This is a genomic window from Mycobacterium sp. E183, from assembly GCF_001667735.1.
Classification (GTDB): Bacteria; Actinomycetota; Actinomycetes; order Mycobacteriales; family Mycobacteriaceae; genus Mycobacterium.
This window is the reverse complement of record NZ_LZJN01000182.1, coordinates 25700-41922: the sequence shown is the minus strand read 5'-3', so window position 1 is coordinate 41922 and position 16223 is coordinate 25700. Positions and strand designations below refer to the sequence as shown.

At 66.9% G+C, this 16223-nt stretch carries 15 protein-coding genes; 12 read left to right on the top strand and 3 right to left on the bottom strand.

The genetic code is table 11. The features are described 5' to 3' along the window. The 7 genes from A5691_RS21500 to A5691_RS21470 all read left to right on the top strand — a co-directional run. Nucleotides 1–812, top strand: an 812-nt coding sequence (locus A5691_RS21500) for an amidohydrolase family protein (RefSeq protein ID WP_156670105.1), incomplete at its 5' end; no start/stop codon positions are given. Between the two features lie 85 nt (nt 813–897). Continuing rightward, a complete protein-coding gene (locus A5691_RS21495; RefSeq protein ID WP_197504988.1) occupies nt 898–1917 on the top strand; it encodes an amidohydrolase family protein in 1020 nt (339 codons plus the stop codon). A gap of 11 nt (nt 1918–1928) precedes the next feature. Beyond that, complete coding sequence (locus A5691_RS21490) at nt 1929–2954, top strand: acyl-CoA dehydrogenase family protein (RefSeq protein WP_068016653.1); 1026 nt, start codon at nt 1929–1931, stop codon at nt 2952–2954. After that, on the top strand, nt 2951–4153 hold the full coding sequence (locus A5691_RS21485) for an acyl-CoA dehydrogenase family protein (protein WP_068016651.1): 1203 nt from the start codon (nt 2951–2953) through the stop codon (nt 4151–4153). The genes A5691_RS21490 and A5691_RS21485 overlap by 4 nt, the downstream gene beginning before the upstream one ends. After that, nucleotides 4125–5372, top strand: coding sequence for a cytochrome P450 (locus tag A5691_RS21480; RefSeq protein WP_082950440.1), 1248 nt, complete (start codon nt 4125–4127; stop codon nt 5370–5372). The genes A5691_RS21485 and A5691_RS21480 overlap by 29 nt, the downstream gene beginning before the upstream one ends. Next, the gene (locus A5691_RS21475; RefSeq protein ID WP_067755181.1) at nt 5369–5560 is read left to right on the top strand and encodes a ferredoxin; all 192 of its coding nucleotides are present in this window, start codon (nt 5369–5371) and stop codon (nt 5558–5560) included. The genes A5691_RS21480 and A5691_RS21475 overlap by 4 nt, the downstream gene beginning before the upstream one ends. Then, a complete protein-coding gene (locus A5691_RS21470; RefSeq protein ID WP_082950439.1) occupies nt 5553–6458 on the top strand; it encodes an NAD(P)-dependent oxidoreductase in 906 nt (301 codons plus the stop codon). Before A5691_RS21475 ends, A5691_RS21470 begins: the two co-directional genes overlap by 8 nt. A 192-nt stretch (nt 6459–6650) precedes the next feature. On the opposite strand, the gene A5691_RS21465 is transcribed toward A5691_RS21470, so the two are convergent. The 3 genes from A5691_RS21465 to A5691_RS21455 all read right to left on the bottom strand — a co-directional run bounded on the left by A5691_RS21465 (nt 6651) and on the right by A5691_RS21455 (nt 9992). Further along, a complete protein-coding gene (locus A5691_RS21465; protein WP_067755178.1) occupies nt 6651–8090 on the bottom strand; it encodes an aromatic ring-hydroxylating dioxygenase subunit alpha in 1440 nt (479 codons plus the stop codon). A gap of 19 nt (nt 8091–8109) precedes the next feature. After that, on the bottom strand, nt 8110–9021 hold the full coding sequence (locus A5691_RS21460) for an SDR family NAD(P)-dependent oxidoreductase (protein WP_231972836.1): 912 nt from the start codon (nt 9019–9021) through the stop codon (nt 8110–8112). A gap of 74 nt (nt 9022–9095) precedes the next feature. Further along, entirely contained in the window at nt 9096–9992 is an 897-nt protein-coding gene (locus A5691_RS21455; protein ID WP_067755175.1) for an enoyl-CoA hydratase/isomerase family protein, read from the bottom strand. Between the two features lie 76 nt (nt 9993–10068). Here A5691_RS21455 and A5691_RS21450 point away from each other — a divergent pair, with 76 nt between their 5' ends. Genes A5691_RS21450 through A5691_RS21430 form a run of 5 tightly spaced genes read left to right on the top strand, consistent with a single transcriptional unit; the run spans nt 10069 to nt 16211 of the window. Further along, nucleotides 10069–10500 carry an SRPBCC family protein gene (locus A5691_RS21450; protein WP_067755172.1) on the top strand — a complete coding sequence of 144 codons (432 nt, stop codon included), beginning with the start codon at nt 10069–10071 and terminating at the stop codon, nt 10498–10500. Between the two features lie 42 nt (nt 10501–10542). Beyond that, nucleotides 10543–11853 carry an amidohydrolase family protein gene (locus tag A5691_RS21445; RefSeq protein ID WP_082950438.1) on the top strand — a complete coding sequence of 437 codons (1311 nt, stop codon included), beginning with the start codon at nt 10543–10545 and terminating at the stop codon, nt 11851–11853. Next, nucleotides 11850–13043, top strand: a complete 1194-nt coding sequence (locus A5691_RS21440; RefSeq protein ID WP_068016648.1) for an acyl-CoA dehydrogenase family protein — start codon at nt 11850–11852, stop codon at nt 13041–13043. The genes A5691_RS21445 and A5691_RS21440 overlap by 4 nt, the downstream gene beginning before the upstream one ends. Continuing rightward, nucleotides 13033–14115 (top strand): acyl-CoA dehydrogenase family protein, encoded by a 1083-nt coding sequence (locus A5691_RS21435; protein WP_068016645.1) that lies wholly within the window; start codon nt 13033–13035, stop codon nt 14113–14115. The genes A5691_RS21440 and A5691_RS21435 overlap by 11 nt, the downstream gene beginning before the upstream one ends. Beyond that, on the top strand, nt 14112–16211 hold the full coding sequence (locus A5691_RS21430; protein WP_068016643.1) for a CoA transferase: 2100 nt from the start codon (nt 14112–14114) through the stop codon (nt 16209–16211). The genes A5691_RS21435 and A5691_RS21430 overlap by 4 nt, the downstream gene beginning before the upstream one ends. The last annotated feature ends 12 nt before the right edge of the window (nt 16212–16223 follow it).

Genomic DNA, 16223 nt, shown 5'->3' with positions numbered 1-16223 from the left:
TTGTGCCGATGTGGGATCCGGAATTGTGCGCGGCCGAGGTGCGGCGTCTGGCCGACAAAGGCTGCAAGGCCATCAGCTTCCTCGAGGCGCCGCACGCTTTCGGCTTCCCCAGCTTTCACAGCGAGCACTGGGACCCGATGCTGACCGCGATGTCGGAGACGGGCAGCGTGCTGTGCATGCACATCGGGGCCAGTGGCGGCCTGATCACGCTGGCGCCTGACGCTCCGATCGACCATCACATCATCCTGCCCACCCAGCTCACGCTGATGGCCTTGCAGGACCTCATGTTCGGCCGTACCCTGCGCAGATTCCCGGACCTGCGTATCGCCCTTTCCGAGGGCGGCATCGGTTGGATCCCCTATTACCTCGAGAGGGCCGACCGACACGCCAAGAATCAACTCTGGATCGGTCAGGACTGGTCGGATCGCATGCCCAGCAAGATATTTCGGGACCAGGTCCTGGCCTGCTTCATCACCGACCCGGCCGGCGTCAAGCTGCGCAACGAGATCGGCATCGACAATCTGGCGTGGGAGTGCGACTATCCGCACACCGACTCGACCTGGCCCAACGGCCCGGAGCAGTTGTTCGGCGAGTTCACGGCTGCCGGTGCGACCGACGAGGAAATCAATAAGATCACTCACGAAAACAGCTGTCGTTTCTTTGATTTCGACCCGTTCAAGCACACCGCGAAGAAAGACGCGACGGTGGGTGCGCTACGCGCCAGGGCCACCGACGTCGACCTGTCGACGGTGAGCAAGGCCGAGTACCGGGCCCGTGCCGAGGCGGCCGGCCGGGAGACGGTGCAGGTCTGATATGACGAGTACCGTCGATCTGCCCAAGATCTCGGCCGATGCGCACGTCGACGAGCCGCATGACCTCTGGTATGAACGCCTCAGCGTGGACCTGCGCGATCACGCCCCGCGCCGCATCCTGGCCAATGACGCCGGCGGGTGGAGCCTGGTCGTCAACGGCAGCCCCATCGGTTGGAACGAACTGTCGGCAGAAGAGGCAGCGGCGAAGGAGGCCGAGCGCGTGGCGGCGGCCTCGCCCGACGTGCGGCTCGACATGATGCGGACCGACCGCATCAACGCCGAAATCGTCTTTCCCACCATCGGGCTATACGCGTGGGGCATCGCCAATCCCCTTGCCGGGCAGTCGGTATGCCAGGTCTACAACGATTGGATTCGCGAGCAGATCGGGGGACACGACCGGATCAAACTTGCGATGATGATCCCCACCTGGGATGCCGACATGGCCATCGCCGAGGTCGAGCGGGTGGCTGCCGATCCGTCGGTGGGTGGACTGCTGTTGCCGCTGGTCGGCAAGCCGGAGTGGAACTCCAAAGAGTGGGAACCGCTGTGGGGCGTCATCGCGTCGACGGGCCGGCCGGCCGTCATGCATCAGGGCAGCGGCCACGACATGATCTTCTATCGAGGGTGGGGGAGCGGCACGGCGAATCTTCTTGCCACGCAATCGATGGCGCCGCGCGCAGCCGCCTTGTTGAGCTGCAGCGGGATCCTGGAGCGGCATCCAGACCTGCACGCTGTCTTCGTCGAGTGCAACGGCGGCTGGATCTCGTGGGCGATGCAGACGCTGGACTACTATTACCAGGCGCACGACGAGATCGGCTGGACCAAACCGAAACTTGCCGAACTGCCCAGTCACTACATCCGTCATCAGATCCACTCGACCTTCCAGGACGATCCCGTCGCGATTACGAACCTCGCGGATACCGGTGCCGAATGCCTGTTGTGGGGCAACGACTATCCCCACCCCGAGAGCACATACCCAGAGTCGGAGAAGATCCTCGACAGGCTCTTCGCCGGCGTCGACATCGACAGTGCGCGGGCCATCGTCGGCGGAAATGCACGCAGGCTATTTGGTTTTGACGAAAGCGTCCTGAAGGACGCCCCCTGAGTGGCCGTCCGATGAACGCAGAGTTCTCGCTTCGCCAACAGGACTACTCGCTCAGCGAGGAGCAGGCCGCACTGCGGGATTCTTTCCGGGCCTATTTCGAAAAGACCATCCCGACATCACGGGTTCGCTCGGCCGAACCGGACGGGTTCGACGCGGCGCTGTGGGACGAGCTCCAGGAACGTGCCGTCGTTGAGATGGCGCTGCCCCAAGCGGTCGGTGGCGACGGGGCCGGCTTGGTCGAGCTGGCGTTCGTGCTCGAAGAGGCCGGCCGCCGCGCGGCGCCGGTACCCCTGGCCGAGGTGTTGGCGGCGGCTCGCGCGCTCGCCCGCATCGACCCGTCATCGCGGCTGCTGGCCGCCATGCGCGATCGTGGCGCGGTTGTCACCCTCGCCCCGGGCACCGCCGACCGTCGGCTAGCACCCGCCGGAGCGATCGCAGAGGCCGTGCTCGCGCCGCAGGGCGCCAACCTGACGCTGGTCACCAGCCCGCCGGCGCCGACCCAGGCCAATCTGGCGTGCGCTCCGCTGGGCTGGCGCGAGGTTACCGGTGGCGCACGGGTGGGTTCGGCCGACGAGTGGGACCTAGCTGAACGGGAATGGCACGTCTTGACGGCGGCCGCGCTGGTCGGGCTGGGTCAGGCCGCCCTGGACCTCGGTGTGCAATACGCCAAAGAGCGCACGGCTTTTGGCACCCAGATCGGAGCGTTTCAAGCCATCGCTCATCCATTGGTCGACGCCGCCAACAGCGTGGGCGCGGCCCGGCGGCTGATGTGGCGCGCTGCCTGGTTCTGCGACCATGAACCCGAATCCGTTGGTGCGCTGGCCTTGTGCGCAGTGCTGGCCGCCGGTGACGCCGCCGAGCAAGCCGGGGCCACCGCCATCCACACCCAGGGCGGCTTCGGGTTCACCCTTGAATCCGACGTTCAGCTCTACTACCGCCGGGCCAAAGGCTGGGGGCTGGCCGTCGGCGACCGTCGCACCCTTCTGCGACGCGTCGCCCGGTGGGCGCCGCATGTGTTGAAGGATGCGCTCGCGTGAATTTCGAGACCATCGAACTCGACGACGACACCCTCACGTTCTGGCAGGGGGCACGCGCCTTCTTCGGCGAACACGTCACCCCGGCGGTGCTGGAAGACGAACGGCTGCACGGCGGCGGATTCAACGAGGGCCTGCACCTGGCGATGGGGGCGCGGGGATGGGTCACGACGCAATGGCCGACGTCCGAGGGTGGGGCGGGCCTGGACGCGTTGCGGGCGCGCATCGTCGCCACCGAATGGGCGCGCAGCGGCGCGCCCTACATCCTGGCCTCCACGACGTTGCTACCACCGATCGCCATCCGAATCTTCGGCTCGCCGGACATCCAGGCCGAGGTGCTGCCGCGGGTCGCTGACGGCACCGTTCGCATCTGCCTGGGTTACACCGAACCGGACTGCGGATCGGATTTGGCCGCGGTGCGCACCCGCGCGGAGCGGGATGGCGACGAATGGGTTATCAACGGACAGAAGATGTTCACCACCGGTGCCCAGTTCAGCCAATACTGCTTTCTCCTCACGCGCACCGACCCGTCGGCGCCCATGCACAAGGGCCTCACCGTTTTCCTTCTGCCCCTGGACACTGCGGGGGTGGAGATCCGGCCGATCGGCACACTTGGCGGCGAACGTACCAATTTCGTTTACCTGCAAGATGTTCGCGTCAACGACCGCTGGCGCCTGGGCGACGTCAACGCGGGTTGGACCGTGGTCGCCGCGCCGCTGAGCCAGGAACACGGCATCTCCGCCGACGGCAGTGACCCGACCATCGGGGGGCCCTACCTGGCCGAGTGCGAGAAACTCCTCGCGGAGTTCGTTCGTTGGGCCGCAACGCAACCGGGTCCCGCAGGCACATCCTTGCTCGACGACGCCGTGGTGGCCGAGCGCATCGGCGAAGCGCTCGTCAAGGTCGAGATGACGCGTTCGGCGTCGGGACCGCCGGCTCGCATCCTGTCCTCCGACCTGCTGGTGCAGACGGCGTCGGAGCTGATCGATCTCATCGGCCCGACAGCCCTTCTGGCGCGCGGGGCGGAGGGGAGTGCCGGCGACGGTGCATTCGAAGCGGGATTCCGATTCGCGCCGGGGACCGGCATCTATGGCGGATCCACCGACGTGGCGCGAAACGTGATTGCCGAGCGATTCCTGGGACTTCCCCGTAGTACACCGCGAAGGAACAAAAATGAGCGAAACGACAGCGCTGTCGGCTAGCCACGACGAACAGTCCGACGACGCCGTAACGGAGGGCATAGCCGCCGAGGCCTTCGGGGGTGACTTCGCAGCGATGCTGACTGTCCCCGAACCACAGGAAGTGTATGCAGGCATCGGATCGGCGCCGATAATCGTGATCGACGGCAATCACATTGTCGGCGCCGCCAAGAGCGTCGACGCTCTGACCCGCAGCCACGATGTGCGCGGATCGGGGGCAGTGGGCAATACGCAGAGCGCCGATCGCCCGCTGATTCCGCTGGACATCGACCGGCCCGAGCACACCAAATACCGCAAACTGCTTGACCCGATCTTTTCGGCGAAGGCGATCGCTCACCTGGAGACCGACGTAAGAACGCTCGCCGACGAGCTGATCGACAAGTTCATCGAACGCGGCCACGCTGACATCTACGATGAATTCTGCGCGATCCTCCCGTCCACGATTTTCCTGCGCCTCATGGGAATTCCGCTCTCCGAGCTGAACTACTTCCTGCAGAACAAAGACGATTTGCTGCGCGACGTCGAGGGGGAAACCGTCGCGCAACGCGAGGCCAGGTACAAGGCGGCGGGCAAACGGTGCTACGCGTACTTCAACCAAGTTCTCGACGAACGCGAAGCGAGCGGCGAACCCGGGGACGACATCCTCGGCCGCTTCATGACAGCCGAAGTCGACGGCCACTCACTGACCCGCGAGAACATTCTCGACATCTGCTTCCTGCTGATGATCGCCGGCCTGGATACCGTAGCGGCGTCGCTATCCTGCATCCTGTCCTGGCTCGCGCGCCATCCCGACGAGCGCCGTCAGGTAGTGGCGAACCCGGAAATGTGGCCCGACGCGATCGAAGAGTTGATGCGTTGGGAGACCCCGGTGCCGGTGGCATCGCGCACTCCGACCGTGGACATGCAGGTCGGCGAGACGACCGTGGCCGCAGGAACGCAGGTGACGGTGCTGTGGGCCGCTGCCAACCTGGATCCGGAGAAGTTCAAAGATCCTCTCAAAGTGGACCTGACCCGTCGGCCCAATCCGCACTACTCGTTCGCAAGCGGTTTTCACCGTTGTCTGGGAAGCCATCTCGCCCGGATGGAGCTGCGGGCGGCACTCGACCAATTTCACAAGCGCATTCCCGATTACGAGATCACGCCGGGCTCATCGTTGCGATACGAAGCTCTTCCGGTGCGGCTGGCGCGGCCGCTGCCACTGAGTTGGGAGGTGCGTGGATGAGGCTGGAGCTCGACAGCGGAGCCTGCCAGGGGCATGGCCGCTGCTACAGCCTCTCGCCCGCGTTGTTCGACGCCGACGAGGAGGGGCACAGCGTGCTGCTGGCGGCCGAGGTGCCAGTAGGAGAGGAACCCTCCGCCACGGACGCCGTGCGGTCCTGTCCCGAGGAGGCCATCGCCCTTCATGACTGACCAAGCCGGCTCGACCGCGCGCCCCGACTCCGCGACGCCGACGTCGTCGGATCGTCCGCAGATCCGAGCCGGATTCATCGGTCTCGGGGACCAGGGCAAGGGAATGGCGGATCGGCTCATAGCCTGCGGGGTGCCCACGACGTTGTGGGCACGCCGGGCGGAATCGCTTGAGCCCTATCGCGGTTCTGCGGCGTCGTTCGCGGAAACCCGGGCCGAGCTGGGGGCCAACAGCGACGTGGTCGGGATCTGTGTGGTCGACGATGCAGGGGTCCAAGACGTCGTCCTGGGCGAATCCGGGGTGCTCGCCGGCATGTCGCCCGGGTCCGTGCTGGCCATCCATTCGACAATCAGCCTGGAGGTCTGTCACCACATTGCGCGGATCGCGGCGGAACGGGGCGTCGGGGTGATCGACGCTCCGGTCAGCGGCGGCGGCTTCGCGGCTGCCGAGGGCAAGCTCACCGTCCTCGTCGGCGGCGAGGACGAAAACTACGAAAAATGCCGCGCGGAGCTCGAAACTTTCGGCGGCAACGTGATTCACCTCGGGCCGCTCGGCAGCGGGTTGATCGCCAAACTCGTCAACAACACTCTGCACGCCGCCCACTACGCCCTGGCGCGCGACGCGATGGTTGCCGGCACCCGGTTGGGCCTGGACGAGCACGCTCTGGGCCGCGCTTTGTCGGTCAGCAGCGGCAACAGCTTTTCGCTGAACACCGCCGTCGCTGTCGGTGGCTTCGGGGTGTTGGCTCCAATGGTGGGACCCCTGCTCCGTAAAGACATCGGAATCTTCGACCGGCTGACCGGCGAACGCGATGCCCCCACCGGCTCGCTGATCGCAGTCGCCGACGAGGCGCTGCAGCTTTTCGGATATCCGCGTGAGCCGACTGAAACAGGTCTCTGACCGGTCACCAACGTGTTTCTGGCGCAGCCCGATTCGGCAAGTTGGCGTTGCGCCCACCGGGAACTCCACGTGGGTCGCCAACCAGCTTGTACGTCAGGCCATCCCGGCGATCGAAACCGGCGGCTGCACGGTCGGCGGTGTTGCTGTCGTCGCATGAATGCGGCTGGGAGCCGCCGCCGATGGCGAGAACCCCTATCGCTTCTCCGATGTCGACGCGGAGGAACCGCCCTCCTGAGCGCGACGATCCACACCGTCGCGGTCCGCACCGAAAAGAAACCTGTCGGCGATCGCATGCTCGTTGCGAATGGACATCTCCTGGGCGGTGTTGAGCCAGAGTCCCTCGAACCCGGCCGAGTGCATGCCCGCGTGGATGGCGCCGATGTTCCTCAGGTCCTGTGAGGGCAGCTCGCCCCAGCCGTCGTGGTCCTGCCACCGCTCGAAGACCTGCCACTGCGTCTCGGGCACCTCGCCGGGCGCGAAATGCTCCAGCGAGAACATCTCGAACGTGCACCGATTCGGGTCTTCGGCGTCGGGCAACATGCGGTATCCCAGCAGGCAGGACTTCTCGACCAGGATCACCATGGTCGGAAACACATGCCAGTCGCCGTTCCCCGCGAAGTATTGCTCCATCGACATCCGCGGGAAGTCAACGCCTTCGGCGCGGGCGAGCTCCTCGCACATCTGGTGGTACAGAACAAACGGTGGGACGTCGCCGGGCTCCATCGCGGCCAGCTTTTGCGCGGCCCGGTAGTCTCGCTCGGTGACCAGCGACCCGACCTCGAGGTATTGGTATTTCATCGAATTCGCGAACACCTCGGGTCGCGCCGCCTGCTCCTGGCGGCCCTTGTCGCGGCCGGCATGCTCGGGACGCTGTGTGTAGACGAACCGCGAGTGGTTCTTATAGGTGATGGTCGGGGTGTAGGGAGCGTAGACGTATTCTTGCGGCGCTGCGGGCTCCGCAGACGGCCGCGGGCCCTGCGCCGATCGCATCGTCTGCGGATGGGTCCCGGGCGTGTGATAGCCCTCGATGAAAGCGTCGACGACGGTCTTGTAGTTCGCCGGCAGGAACGTGCGCTTGCGCCAGCGGTAGCGCATGTCCTGCAACCGAAATGGAGCCAGCGCGGTCGGCAGCGGGTCCAGCCACTCGAGCAGATCCGGCGGGTCCTCGGCCATGCTCACGAACACCCAGCCACCCCACGTCCCAACCGCGACGGGACGCAGGCCCCACTGCTGGCGGGGGCGCGGTGCGAATTCGTCGCGACATGGGACGAAGGAGGACCGGCCATCCAATTCATAACGCCAGCCATGGAATTCGCAGCGCAGCTCTTTGTTGGCCGAGCAACCGCTGCCGCGGACGACCTTCATGCCGCGGTGGGCGCAGGTGTTGTGGAATGCCTTGATGCTGCCGTCCTTCTGGCGCACCACGGCGATGGACTGCCGGCCGATCGTGTACTCGTAGAAGCAGCCGGCGTCCGGTACTTCCTCTACGCGACACGCGGGCTGCCACACGCGGGTGAACAATCGCTCCAGCTCGAGGTTCAGGAATTCCGGGTCGATGTACCGGCTCTTGGGCACGAAAGTCTCGCCGCAGGCGAACTTTTGTGGCACCCGCTCGGTGGCAAGCTCGGTCATTGTCGCACTTTTCGTCGGCTCAGCTGGAGGGTGGCTTGTCAAAGATGTTGGGATACAGCACCGCTTCCTTGAACGACGTCTCGATCTCGGCGAATGCGGTCGGGATGTCCCACGTCCCCGACGCCGACACGATCTCGCGTTCGACGACCGGATTGGACATCAGGCTGATCCGCCCGTTCCCGGCGAAGATCACGCGCCGGTTGAGCCAGTCGGACTGCTCGCTGGCCAGATACACGACCGGCGGCACGCAATTCTTCGGCGAAAGGCGAACGTTCGAGTCCGAGTAGTCCATGCTGCCGCCGCCCTTGATGCCCTGCGTCATCCGGGTGCCCGCGATCGGCGCAACGGCGTTGCAGCGCACCCCGTAGTTGCGCAGCGCGTTGGCGCACGAGAAGGTCAGGCCGACGATGCCCATCTTGGCCGCGGCGTAGTTCGGCTGGCTCGGCGCGCCCTGCAAGCCCGACATGGATGTGAAGGTGATCAGCCGGTACTGCCCGCCGCGGTTCTCCCGCCACCAGGCTGCCGCGTGGCGCGTGACGTTGAACGTCCCTTTGAGGTGCACCGACACCACCGCGTCCCAGTCCTGCTCGCTCATCTTGAAGACCATGCCGTCCCGAAGGATCCCCGCCGCGTTCACCACGACGTCCAAGCCGCCGAGCGTCTCGGCGGCCCGGCCGATGAGATCCGCGCACGCGGCGAAGTCGGTGATGTCGGTGGTGTCGGCGAATGCCTTGCCGCCACGGCTCGTTATCGCCGCCGCGACGCTTTCGGCCGGACCGGAGTCCTGTCCGGTCCCGTCGACGCCGACGCCCGCATCGGAGACCAGGACCGTCGCGCCCTCGGCGGCCAAGCCCTCTGCCACCGCGGCGCCGATTCCCCGCCCGGCCCCCGTCACCAACGCGGTCCGTCCGTCCAACACACCCATCGTCATCCAACTCCTCGTGGCCTCGCGTCAAAGACGAGCATACAGAACATACAAACAATATCTGTATAGCTGTTTAGCGCCTACTCGAACCCCCACTCGGCATAGCGGCGCTCCAACTCGGCCATCGCCTCCCGGCCGCCGCGGGTACTGCGTTCCTTCATGAAGTTGAACTCGTCGTCGCGCCACACGAGGTTGCTGAACACCGTGTGGCCCATCGGGACCCAGTCCCCGAACTGCGCCATCCCGACGGCGTGCCAAAACGCGATCAGAGCGTGCTTTCCCACCATCAGGCCGTCGGCCGAGTGGTGAGCGATCGCGCGGGCATAGCGCAACGCTTCGTCGCGGAGCCGCTCGGCGGGCACCACCGACGCGGCTACCCCCCACTCGCGTAGTTCGTGCGCGGTCACCTTGCGGCCGGTGATCATCGCCTCGTAGCCGCGGTTGGGTCCCATCTTGAGCAACGCGAGCGGCATGGCCGTGGAGAACCCGGCGAACCCAATGCGCGCCTGAGGGCGGGCAACGTACATGTCATCCGAGACGACCAGAATGTCGGCGGCCAGGGCCAGATTCATCCCGGCGCCCAGCGTGGCACCCTGACAGCCGGCGATCACCGTCTTCGGGAACTCCAGCCAATTGGTGAGGTGCCGGTGCAGCCGCCGGGCGTTGCCCAGGCGCGCGGTCTGCGGCAGTCGCTCGCCCTTGCGCAGTCCCGCTTCTTCCACCGGGAGCCGGCGCACGTCGTCGCCGCTACAGAAGTCCTTGCCTTCGGCCAGCAACACGACGGCCTTGACCTGGTCATCGTCCTCGGCGCGGTCCAGCCGCTCCTTGAAGAGTCGATGCATGCCCGGAGACAGGATGGCGTTGCGCCGTTCGGGCCGGTTGATGGTGATCTGCGCGATGTGCGGTTCGACAACCTCATAGCGGACCCAGTCCTCATCGACCTCGAATTCGCCTCCAGCCGCGGAGTCGGTGGCCATCAGCCCTCCTTCGCGCGTTGGCAGTACATAAGTACACTAGTCGATCAATTGTCACATCGGGTGATACGGTCGGCGAATGCCAACATTCACGGTCACCAAGCGGCTCGCCGTGTCACCGGACGCGGTGTGGGCCGTTCTCGCCGACTTCGGTAACGTCGACTGGATCCCCGGACCCAGCGATGTCAGGGTCGAGGGCGAAGGACCCGGCATGCGGCGGTTCATCGCAGCGAGCACCGAGAAGCCGGTCATCGAGACCCTGATCTGGATCAAGCCGGACGAGCGTGCGCTGTCGTACGAGATCACCAACAATCCGATGCCGGTCAGCCGCTTCGTGGCGGTCAACACCGTGACCGAGAGCGCGGATGCCGGCGGAGAATCAATCGTGGTCTGGGACATCGACTACGAGCCCATCGGTGACGACGCCGCCGCGCGCGATGCCATGGAGGCCGTTTACGGCCTGATGGCGGGCTGGGTGCAGGACTTCGCCCAAGCGAAAGAGTCCGGATAGAACACTTAGACAGAAAGTGTCTATTAGTTTAGGATTGTTCGAGTGATTGATCCTCTCGATCTGGTACTGATCAGCGTCGACGACCACACCGTGGAACCACCCGACATGTTCAACGGCCGGGTGCCAAGCCGTTTCGCCGACGACGCACCGCGCATCGTCGAGGACGCCGACGGCATGTGTTTCTGGGTGTACGACGGTCTGCAGCTGCCGAACATCGGGCTCAACGCCGTTGTGGGCCGGCCCAACGACGAATGGGGATTCGAGCCGTCGCGATTCAGCGACATGAGGTCGGGGTGTTACGACGTCGACGCACGGGTGAACGACATGGACGCCTCGGGGGTCCTTGCGTCGCTGTGCTTCCCGTCGTTCCCGACCATCTCGGGCGCGCTGTTCACCTACCGCGGGGACCGCGACGTGTCCGAGGCGATGGTGCGCGCCTACAACGACTGGCACATCGAGGACTGGTGCGGGCGGCATCCCGACCGGTTCATCCCGATGGGGATCCTGCCGTTGTGGGACGCGAGCCTGGCCGCGGCCGAAGTGCGGCGCCTGGCGGGGCGCGGCTGTCGCGCGGTGACGGCTCCACAGCACATCGGGAGCTACGGGCAGCCGCCCTGGCAGGATCCGCACTGGGATCCGCTGTGGGAGGCGATCTGCACAGAGAACACGGTCGTGAACATCCACATCGGCACGGGCGGCGGATTGCCGGTGCCGTCGGACCTGACCACCTATCTGGCGTACAACTCGATGCTGCCGATCGACACCCAGCGCTTCGTTGCCGACCTGTTGTTCTCACCCATTGTGAAGAAGTTCCCGTCCATCAAGTTCTCGCTGTCGGAGGGCGGCATCGGATGGATTCCGTTCCTGCTGGAGCGATTCGAGGACATCTACTCGCGACAGCGGGCCTGGACGGGAGACGATTTGGGTGACGGGCTGAGCCCCAGCGACGTGTATCGCCGCAACTTCATGTCGTGCTTCATCCGCGACCGGGTCGGCATCGAGATGCGGGAGCGCATCGGAGTGGACACCATCTGCTGGGAGATGGACTACCCGCACTCGGACAGCAGCTGGCCGGACGCGCCCGAGCAGCTCGCCGCCCAGTTGGAGGGCTGCACACCCGACGAGGTCGAGGCGATCACCTGGCGTAATGCGGCCCGCGCCTTCGGCTACACCGGCGTCGAGCGACGGGGCAGGGAACACTGCACCGTCGCGGCGCTGCGGGAAAGAATTGCCGGCCTGGATCTGTCGGCGCCCAAGGTGGACGCCGGCCGCGCGCCCAGGGCGGGCGCTACCGCGATCACGTACGGCGACATGAAGGTACGGATGGCGTCGATCCTTCGCGGTGGGGCGTGACCGAACCGGATTACGGGGTCGTCCTCACCGGGGCCGATCGGCAGTTCCGCGACGAGGTGCGCGGGTTTCTTGCAACGGCATTGACCTCGGACGTGCGCGTCCAGGGCCGCGACGAGATGGATCGATTGAGCCGAATGCGCCTGTGGCAGAGGCGTCTTCACGACGCGGACTTGGCGGCGATCTCATGGCCGTCCGAATTCGGTGGTCGCGCGGCCACTCCGGTGCAACAGCTCATCTTCAACGCCGAGATGGCCGCCGCGCACGCTCCAGAGCCCATCAACCGCAGCGCCGTCAATCAGCTCGGCCCCACGATCATTCAGTGGGGTACCGACGAGCAACGCCAACGCTATCTGCCGAAAATCCTTTCGGGCGACGAGGTGTGGTGTCAGGGATTCAGCGAACCCGACGCGGGCAGTGATCTCGCCGCCCTGAAGACCAGGGCCGAGATCCACGGCGAAGAGCTGGTCATCACCGGGCAGAAGGTCTGGACGTCCAAGGCGCAATACGCCGACTGGATCTACATCCTGGCACGCACGGATCCCACGGCGGACAAGCACCAAGGAATCAGCTACATCCTCGTACCCCTACGCACCAGCGGGATCGAGGTGCGCCCGATCCGCCAGATCACCGGGCAGGCCGAGTTCAACGAGGTGTTCTTCGATTCGGTGCGGGTGCCGCTCGACAACGTGCTCGGCCCACTGCACGGCGGTTGGCGGGTGGCCAAATCCACGCTGGGCTACGAGCGCGTCGGACAGAGCCGCACCCATCGGATCGAACGGCGGCTGGCGATTCTGATCAAGATGGCGCAGGAGCAAGGAGCGCTGGGGCACGAGGGCTGCGGCGACGGCTACGTGGCCGATCGGATCGTCGGTTTCGCCGCGCGGGTGGAGGCGCTGCGTCAGATCTCGGCCCAGGCGACGGCCGCCGGCGTCCGCGGCGTCAGTCCCGGGCCCGAGGCGTCGGTGGCCAAGCTGCTGACGTCGGAAGTCGATCAGGAGATGGCCAATTTCGGGCTGGAACTCACCGGGCCGGGTGGCACCCTGGAGCGCGGCTCGGCGGGGGCGACGAACAACGGGAACGTCGCACGGAGCTACCTGCTGATGCGGGCGGCGACCTTCGGTGCGGGCACGTCCGAGGTCCAGCGCAACGTGATCGCCGAGAAGCTGCTGGGACTGCCGCGTGACCCCTGATGGCCCGTCGTCGCTGAACGAACTCGCACGCAGCGCGGCCGAACTCGAGCAGTTGCGGGCGTCGGCCGATGACGCCCTCCGAAAGGTGTGGTCTGCCAGCTCTTTTCGGAGCCTGCTCGATGGCCCCGGCCCGGTGTTCGACCCGAAGCTGTGGCAGACGATCGTCGAGGCCGGGTGGGCCGACGTCTTGGTCAGCGAGGCCGCCGGGGGCGGAGGGGGCGGGCTCCGTGATCTGTGCGTGCTGGCCGAGGCCGCCGGCGCGGCGTCGGCGCCTGCCCCGCTTGCGATGGCGGCGGCCACGGGATGGTGCGAGAACCGCTGCGCCGACGGGATTCCCCTGCTGTTGCCCGAGCGCGGAGAGCGCACCACGGCGGGCGTCTCCGGAGTGTGGCCGCTCGTGCCGTTCGGTGCGGTCGCAACCAAGTTGTTGGTCTGCGCGGGCGACGGAGAGTCCGCCGTGCTCGGGGTTGTCGACCCGGCGGAGGCGGGCGTGGTGCGCGAGCCGGTGACGCCCCTGGATCACAACCCCGGCGCACGAATCACGCTGAGCGATACGCCGATTCAGGTCCTCGAGACCGGGCCGGATGCGGTCCGCCGCCACGGTGAAGCCGCGCTGCGCGCCCTGATCGGTCGGGTGGCCGAGTTGGTTGGCATTGCGGCGGCCGCCAACGAGGCCGCAACCGAGTACGCGAAGCTGCGCGTCGCCTTCGGCCGCCCGATCGGCGCCTTCCAGGCGATCAAGCACCGCCTGGTCGATCAGCGGTGCGCGATCGAGATCGGGCGGGCGCTCGTCAATCGTGCCGCCGACGCTTGCCAACACGGGCATCCCGAGGCCCCCGCGCTGGGCTCCCTCGCCGCCTACTGGGGTATCGACGCGCTGCGTACCGTGCCCGAGGGCGCCACTCAGGTGTTCGGCGGCATCGCGTACACGTGGGAGCACGATGCCCACGTTCATCTCCGCCGGGCGGCCAGTGCTGCGGGAAGTCTCGGTCAGCGCGCGCACCACCGCGACATCGTGACGCGCTGGCTCACGGGGCGCTATCCGGTGGAGCAGCCGGGAGGTGACGGGTGAACTCGTTCCTCTCGGGTGTCAAAGTCCTTCAGGTCGGCGACGGGATCGCCGCTGCGGCGGCCACGTCGCTGCTGGCGAACCTCGGCGCCGAGGTGAGGAAGCTCGGCGGCGGTTTCTCGCCGTCCCGGGTAGGGCCGATGATCGCGGTTGGCGCCGCGTCGGTGCCACTGGTTGACGTGGTTCTAGATCGTGGCAAGCGAATTCTGCGATCACCAAGCGACACATCGGCATTGATCGACGCACACGACATCGTGATCGTCGACCACGACGCCGCGATCGACCCGCCGCAGGCCAGAAACGCCGTGGTGGTGAGCGTCAGCCCATTCGGCCTGACCGGACCGCGCTCCGTCGAGCGGGGTGGTGAACTGATCGCCCAGGCGACCGGTGGCATGCTCGCTACGATCGAGGGCTCTGACGGGACGCCGGTGCCCGCCCCTGGCTATGTCGCGCTCAAGGCGGCGGGCGCGGTGACGGCGCTGGCGGCCCTGCACGGCCTCGATCGGCGCAACGCTACGAGCGCGCCGGTGAGCGTGGATGTGTCGGTGCAGGAGGCGGTCGCATTCACCGCGGCCCTTCCCGAGTGCGCCCACGTGCTGTACTCCTGCCCGGGAAGGGCGGGCAGCGGGCGTTATCTCGCCCCGTCGGGCTTGTTCGCCTGCCGCGACGGACTGGTGCGCATCACCGCCGTCGAAAATCACCAGTGGACCGGCCTGTTGGTGGCCTTGGGTCATCCCGGATGGGCCACGGGCCTGGGCGAACGAGCCGCCCGGATAGAGCACGCCGATTTGATCAACCACCACGTCGGGGCGTGGGCGGCGACGCTCCTCAAGGAAGACTGCGCAGCCCTGTTGCAGGCCAACGGCGTGCCTTCGACGCCGGTGAATACACCCGCGGAGATCCTGACGTCGCCCCAATTCGCTTCTCGCGGAGCCATTTCGGTGACTCGACTGGGCGGTACTGCCCTGTCCGTACTGGCCCCCCCATGGGCGACGCGCCCGGGCGGGCGGTTCGGACGGCACCGCACGGGCCGGCTGAACGACCTGCGAGTCGCCGAGCTGACCCACGTCCTGGCCGGGCCGATCGTCGGCGCGTTGCTCGGTGGGATGGGTGCCCGGGTGCTGCGACTGGAAGACCGCGACCGACTCGACATCTACCGCCGCACCGGACCGTTCGCCGCAGGGCGGCCCGGCGTCGAGCGCGGCGCGTATTTCGCGGTGGCCAACCACTCCAAGCGCAGCGCGCTGATCGATCCCGGCCGGCCGACGCAGGACGTCGCCGCCGCCCTCGAGGAAGCCGACGTGCTGATCGAGAATGTCGGCGCGGCACGGCTGACCCGGCTCGGCGTCGACCCCGCCGAAATCGCCGACTCGGGCCGGTTGGTGATGCGGGTCTCGGGTTTCGGGTCGACGGGTCCCATGGCCGGATACCGCGTGTACGCCAACAACGTTCAGTCCTACGGGGGTCTGGCCGGACTCACCACGGGATCCGACGGGTCGCCGGCGCGGCTCGGCACGGTAATCGCCGACCCGCTGTCTTCGGTGGTGGCGGCCACCGTGATAGCGGCTTGGGCGCTCGGGCCTGCCCGCGACTTCGGGGCGGTGATCGATCTGTCCATGGCCGAGGTGGTGGCGTCCACGGTGGCCGAATTCGTCGCCGCGGCCTCGGCCCCCGTCGGGGTGGTGTCCGACGGTGGGGCCGACGCGCGGGGCGGCGTCTACCGTAGCGCCGATGACCGCTGGGTGGCGGTCGAACTCTCGGCTCCCGCGGACCGGGCGCGCCTGACGGAATTGGCCGGGGAACCCGATCAGCTCGCCGCGCTGATCGCCGGCGCGCCGGCCGGCGAGGCGGCAGCGCGCCTGACGGCCGCGGGGTTGCGCGCTGCGGTCGTGCAACGCGCGGACGACCTGGTGAACGACCCCCACTTGGCCGCGCGGGGATTCTTCCCGGAGATCGCCCACCCCGATCCGGATATCACCACCGCGCGCCTGGTCGGTCTCCCGTGGCGATTCACCGGGCAGGGCCCGATCCCGCTGGCGCCGCCGCCGGCCCTGGGCGACGCGAATGCCCGTCAGGAGAGGATGACAAGTGCCGGCTGATCCACCCAGTGA

Excerpts from the sequence above, each read along its gene's own strand:
- A5691_RS21490 (WP_068016653.1), top strand. The coding sequence starts at position 1,929 with ATGAACGCAGAGTTCTCGCTTCGCCAACAGGACTACTCGCTCAGCGAG.
- A5691_RS21480 (WP_082950440.1), top strand. The coding sequence starts at position 4,125 with ATGAGCGAAACGACAGCGCTGTCGGCTAGCCACGACGAACAGTCCGAC.
- A5691_RS21475 (WP_067755181.1), top strand. The coding sequence starts at position 5,369 with ATGAGGCTGGAGCTCGACAGCGGAGCCTGCCAGGGGCATGGCCGCTGC.
- A5691_RS21470 (WP_082950439.1), top strand. The coding sequence starts at position 5,553 with ATGACTGACCAAGCCGGCTCGACCGCGCGCCCCGACTCCGCGACGCCG.
- A5691_RS21465 (WP_067755178.1), bottom strand. The coding sequence starts at position 8,090 with ATGACCGAGCTTGCCACCGAGCGGGTGCCACAAAAGTTCGCCTGCGGC.
- A5691_RS21460 (WP_231972836.1), bottom strand. The coding sequence starts at position 9,021 with ATGACGATGGGTGTGTTGGACGGACGGACCGCGTTGGTGACGGGGGCC.
- A5691_RS21455 (WP_067755175.1), bottom strand. The coding sequence starts at position 9,992 with ATGGCCACCGACTCCGCGGCTGGAGGCGAATTCGAGGTCGATGAGGAC.
- A5691_RS21450 (WP_067755172.1), top strand. The coding sequence starts at position 10,069 with ATGCCAACATTCACGGTCACCAAGCGGCTCGCCGTGTCACCGGACGCG.